The organism is Variovorax sp. P4_D9 (assembly GCF_056401695.1).
Genome location: NZ_JBFUIU010000710.1, coordinates 1 through 4,480, shown reverse-complemented (window position 1 = coordinate 4,480; position 4,480 = coordinate 1). Strand labels below are relative to the sequence as shown.

At 63.8% G+C, this 4,480-nt stretch carries 6 protein-coding genes; 1 reads left to right on the top strand and 5 read right to left on the bottom strand.

What is annotated here, in order from left to right; all coding sequences use genetic code 11:
• The 4 genes from AC1DY5_RS43255 to AC1DY5_RS43240 form a co-directional block, all read right to left on the bottom strand.
• Window positions 1-797, bottom strand: a 797-nt coding sequence (locus AC1DY5_RS43255) for a VirB4 family type IV secretion/conjugal transfer ATPase (RefSeq protein WP_478120571.1), incomplete at its 3' end; no start/stop codon positions are given.
• Entirely contained in the window at window positions 797-1,132 is a 336-nt protein-coding gene (locus AC1DY5_RS43250; protein WP_478120570.1) for a hypothetical protein, read from the bottom strand. The genes AC1DY5_RS43255 and AC1DY5_RS43250, both read right to left, overlap by 1 nt.
• A 22-nt stretch (window positions 1,133-1,154) precedes the next feature.
• Window positions 1,155-1,529: a hypothetical protein gene (locus AC1DY5_RS43245; protein WP_478120569.1), complete on the bottom strand. Its 375-nt coding sequence runs from the start codon at window positions 1,527-1,529 to the stop codon at window positions 1,155-1,157.
• Between the two features lie 63 nt (window positions 1,530-1,592).
• Entirely contained in the window at window positions 1,593-2,249 is a 657-nt protein-coding gene (locus AC1DY5_RS43240; RefSeq protein ID WP_478120572.1) for a lytic transglycosylase domain-containing protein, read from the bottom strand.
• A gap of 230 nt (window positions 2,250-2,479) precedes the next feature.
• Between AC1DY5_RS43240 and AC1DY5_RS43235 the strand changes: the two genes are divergently transcribed.
• Window positions 2,480-3,355 carry a helix-turn-helix domain-containing protein gene (locus AC1DY5_RS43235; RefSeq protein WP_478120568.1) on the top strand — a complete coding sequence of 292 codons (876 nt, stop codon included), beginning with the start codon at window positions 2,480-2,482 and terminating at the stop codon, window positions 3,353-3,355.
• Here the strand turns inward: AC1DY5_RS43235 and AC1DY5_RS43230 are convergent.
• A partial coding sequence (locus AC1DY5_RS43230; RefSeq protein WP_478120567.1) for a hybrid sensor histidine kinase/response regulator occupies window positions 3,282-4,480 on the bottom strand: 1,199 nt, incomplete at its 5' end. The two genes, AC1DY5_RS43235 and AC1DY5_RS43230, sit on opposite strands and share 74 nt — an antisense overlap.

Here is a 4,480-nt window from a genome sequence, read left to right as displayed (position 1 = left end):
TCAAAGACTTTGGAGTCCAACTGCTCGGCGCGGTACGGTGCGACCAGCGTAAGCACGGCCGCGAAGCGCGATCCCGAGGCGCCTTCGATCTCGACCGTTTCCGCGCCGAAGTTCAATGCAGCGGCCTGCAGGTTCTGGCTGAGCTCGTACGAATCGAGACGGATATGCCGATCGGCGTTGTTCAACACCCGGCAGTAGAACTCGGCCGTGCGCGAGCACAGTGCGCCCTGGTTCTCGTAGGTACCAAGCAGCCGTGGGTGGTAGCGCTTGAGGCTGGCCATCAACTGCGCCGACAACTTCGAGAGCTCATCGCGTGCGCGCAAGCGCAGTTCCGTCATCCCCTGGCTGGCCCGCTTGGAAAGGCGGATGCTCGCGCGGTCCGCCTTGTTCCCCGCGAGCCGGTAGACCGGTGACACGAAGAGCTGGTTGACGAAATGCTTCTCGCCATCGAACTTGCGCGCGTACTGGCGGGCGAATTCCGTGCTGAGGTCGTTGTCGTAGGAGACACTTGAAAGGTCGTAGCGAACCCGGCGTCGTTCGACATGCGACCAGAGCGCCACGTTCGGGCTGCGAGCGATGTTGTTGATCGCGGAGAACCATTGCTGGTTCAGGTTGTCGAGCTCCTTGTGGCCGATCGTCTCGAAGGACACGCCCTGCACCTCGATCGTCTGGGTCAGATCGCCCTCATATGTGATGACCGTGTGCTCGTCGATCTGCTGCGAATACGGCAGGCAGCTCGCGACACTGCGCTCGGCCTTGATGCTGGGGACCTTGCAAACCTTGGGTATGGCCGACATCACTGCACCTCGCGTCGGCTCGTGTGGGGACTGAAGCTCACGACGCCATCGCCATGCGTGTTCTTGTTCTGCGCGAACCAACGGTGGCGATAGCTGGCCACCAGGTCGCGCACCCAGAACGGGTTGTCGTTGGTCTTGAGCACGAGGACCATGTGCAGCGGCAGCAGGAGCAGGGTCCAGAAACCGAAGAGGCGCATGCACAGCAGGAGCAGCAAGCATTCGGCCCCGAAGACGGGCAGGGGCACGTAGGCCTGCAGCACCGGGGCCTGTGGCCCACGGTAGATCACCGCGCGCTCGAGCGCCGGCTCCTCGTGGCGATGGTCGATGTCGTTCATGCCGCCCTCGCTRATGCCTGCCTCAGAGGTTCGAGATGCCCGACGCTGAGCCGCCCACCATGTCCTTGACGAACTGGATGATGGCCACGACACCGAAAGCCAGCGCCGTGCCGACCAACGCCTGGAAGAAGATCTTCTTGGGATCGTCGCGGCCCAGCCAGTTGCCCGTCACCCAATTCAGGAGCGTCAGCAGGCACGCGATGGCACCGATCACACCGACGACGCCATAGATGACGTTGAAGATGTTGACACCGGCCTGCTTGAGACTCTGTGCCGTCGCCGGATGGCTTGCCAACGCCAGCACGGCGGTGCTGCCTGCCAGCCGCGCGACCGCGAGGCCTCTTCGAAACCGGAAGCTGTCGATGCGGGACAGTGCGGCGATGACTTGCTCTTTCATGGATCCTCCGGAGTGATGGACATGTGGCATGGAGCACGTGCTGTGTGCGGGAGGGACGGCCAGCTAGAAGCCGGCCTGCTTCGTCCTCTCGAAGATGTCCAGGGATTCGCCCGGGCGCTTGGCTTTGGTGGAGTCCGCCGGCGTGCCCGCGACGGCTACCGGCGTGACTGCTACCGGCAGCAGGGACGCCGCAGTCGAAGCCGTGGTGACAGGCACGCCCGTGCCAAGCTGCACCTGCGGCGGCGCGCTGCTCATGTAGGCAAAGATGCGGTTCGCGTACTCGTCGCTCACGGCGCGGTCGACGCCGCCCGAGTTGTAGCCACGAAGGGCCGCCCAGATGGCGGCGACGCCCGAGTAGCCCGACGCAGACGCGCGGTGATAGAAATTCCAGAGAATTTTCTGACCCACGGCCAGGTTCTGGCAGGCATCGAACGCCTGTTCCCACGTCATGCCGTAGAGGGCGACGTTGCTCACGTGGATCTGAGCCAGACCGACAGAAAATTTCCGGCCGGAGGCGGCCAATTCCTTGGCGGTGGCGATCGCCTCGGCAAGAGTGGCGGGTTGCTTGACTGTCCCCTGGGCCTTGTCCATGCCGATTGCCAAGGGCTGCCAGGCCGACTCGGTACGCACGAGCGCCTGCATCAGCACCGGCGACACTTGCGGGGCGCACTGCTCGAGAAGCATAGCGATGGTCAGCACTTGCTCTGCCCCCAGCTGCACTTCTTCCAACGGTAGGTGGCATGCACCGATTCCAATCTGGCCGTGGCTTGATCGAGAATAGAAGCAAACATCACTCACTCGCTTCAGATGTAGGTCGAAGGGCTGATATTTGAGTCTACGAGCGGATCGTTTCTGGCGATTGCCGTTCACTCGAATCCATTATGTGCCTCCAAGAGAGACAAATGGCATTTCACTGTTGCGCGTAACGATAAATTACATAAAAAGCGTCGATGCACGAACCACCCCTCTCCGGACAAGAAGAAGAATTGCCATCACAGGCGGCGCACGCCGTTCGGGCCCTGCTGGGGCGTCATGGCATTCCCAAGCACCGGCAGGCCGCCTTCGTCGGCGAGTTTTTCGGGATCTCCCGTGCCGCCTCTCACCGCCGCACCCACGGAACGGCGGCGTGGACCCTGGAGGAACTGCAATCAATCGCCGAGAAGTTTGGCGAGACGCTTCCGGAGATGCTGGGCGGCGGTCGCCTCAAGGGCGGCACGCGTGCGACGCTGCAGCTCGGGGACGTGCAAACGCCCTGCCGCATCTGGCTACAACCGGAAGACGAAGAATTCGGCGGCGGCGCTTTCGTGGCCATGGAGAACGCCGGGGTCTACACCGTCGTGCCGGCATCAGCGGCTGTTGGCCAAGCCACTCTGGGTGTCCAGCGCATCGAGATCGATCAATCCGTCGACAGGCCGCCCCGCATCGCCGTGTTGGACGACGACCGGGACGTGACCAAGTCCATTTGCGCCGGCCTCCGTGAAAGGGGCTACGAGGCATCGCCCTACAACACCATCGACGCATTGATGGCCGAGATCAAGYGCGAGCCGTTCGACGGGTACATCCTCGACTGGAAACTGCGCGGGGGCGCCACCGTCCTGCCCCTCATCGCGATGATCCGCGAGGAAACCAAGCACGGCGCCATCGCCTTGGTCAGCGGCAAGTTCCGCGACTCCACCCTCAACACCCATGAGGTTGCGGTGGCCTCGAGCGACTACAACTTCCCGACCTTCGAGAAGCCGGTGCAGCTCGAATTCATCGTTGCCGCTCTCGCTCGCGATGGGTTAGCACCCGCTCGAAGCGCGGGGTCTCGATCGGTTTCTCCATGACTTGGTCGAACGGCCAGGGAACGAGTGGTCGCTCAGGCGCAGCCGCGCTCATCGCGACCAGGTAGGCGTTCTGGTTTGGACCGTCGAGCCGCCGCGTCTCCATCGCGAGCTCGATCCCGCCTTTGACAGGCATGTCCAGGTCGATGAGCACCGTGTAGTAGGGGGTCGCCGCGAGATAGTTGGCAGCGGCCGCTGCCGAATCAGCCACATCGCAGCGGTAGCCCAGGCGCGTGGCCAGGCTCTGGATCGAGGCGCGGATGTAGCCGCGGTCTTCCACGAGGAGCACCGCGTCCATGACATCCGAATGCCCGTGCACCGCGTCCGGATCCTCGATGAGTGCGGGCACCGTCACCGTGACCTTCGTGCCCTGCCCTTCCTTGCTGTCGATCTCGACGCTCCCGCCCAGATGCTTGACGACGGTGCGCACGATGGTGAGTCCGATGCCGGCGCTCTCATCGGCCTTGCCGGGCGCGCCGACGCGTTCGAACGGCTCGAACGCCGTTGCGATGCGAGCCGAGGGGATGCCGGGGCCCGTGTCCGTGACGTGGAAAATCAACTTGTCCGAACCCAACGGCGCAGGTTCGAGTTCGAGGGACACGTATCCACGCTCCGTGTACTTGATCGCGTTGCTCACGAGGTTGGCCAGGATCTGGCTGATGCGCAAGACATCCGCCATCGCAAAGATCGGCTCCTTGGGCATCACCAGCCTGAACGCGAGCCCCTTGTCGCGCGCACGCTCGCCGGCCACGTCGGCGACGTCGTCCATGAGTGCACGTGCCTCGAACGACTCCGGCCGGATTTCCAATTTGCCAGCTTCGCCACGCGCGAGCGTCAGCAGGTCCCGCAGCTGCACGCCGAGCACCATCGACGAGCGCCGGATGCGTGCTATCGCCTGCTCGCGCTCCGCGGGTGGGATGGCCATGCTGAGCAAGTCGACCGAGGAGAGGATCGCCTGCAGCGGCGAGCGAAGCTCGTGGCTCACCATGCTCAGAAATTGGGTCTTGGCCCGAACGGCCTCCTCCATCTCTGCCTTGGCGGTCTTCTCGGCTTCGAGCGCCAACAGCCGCTGCTGGGCCACCGTTCGGTAGGCACGGCGCTCGCCGAGAATGGACAGGAGCCAGATGC

Coding starts and splice junctions, on each gene's coding strand:
- AC1DY5_RS43250 (WP_478120570.1), bottom strand. CDS start 1,132: ATGAACGACATCGACCATCGCCACGAGGAGCCGGCGCTCGAGCGCGCG.
- AC1DY5_RS43245 (WP_478120569.1), bottom strand. CDS start 1,529: ATGAAAGAGCAAGTCATCGCCGCACTGTCCCGCATCGACAGCTTCCGG.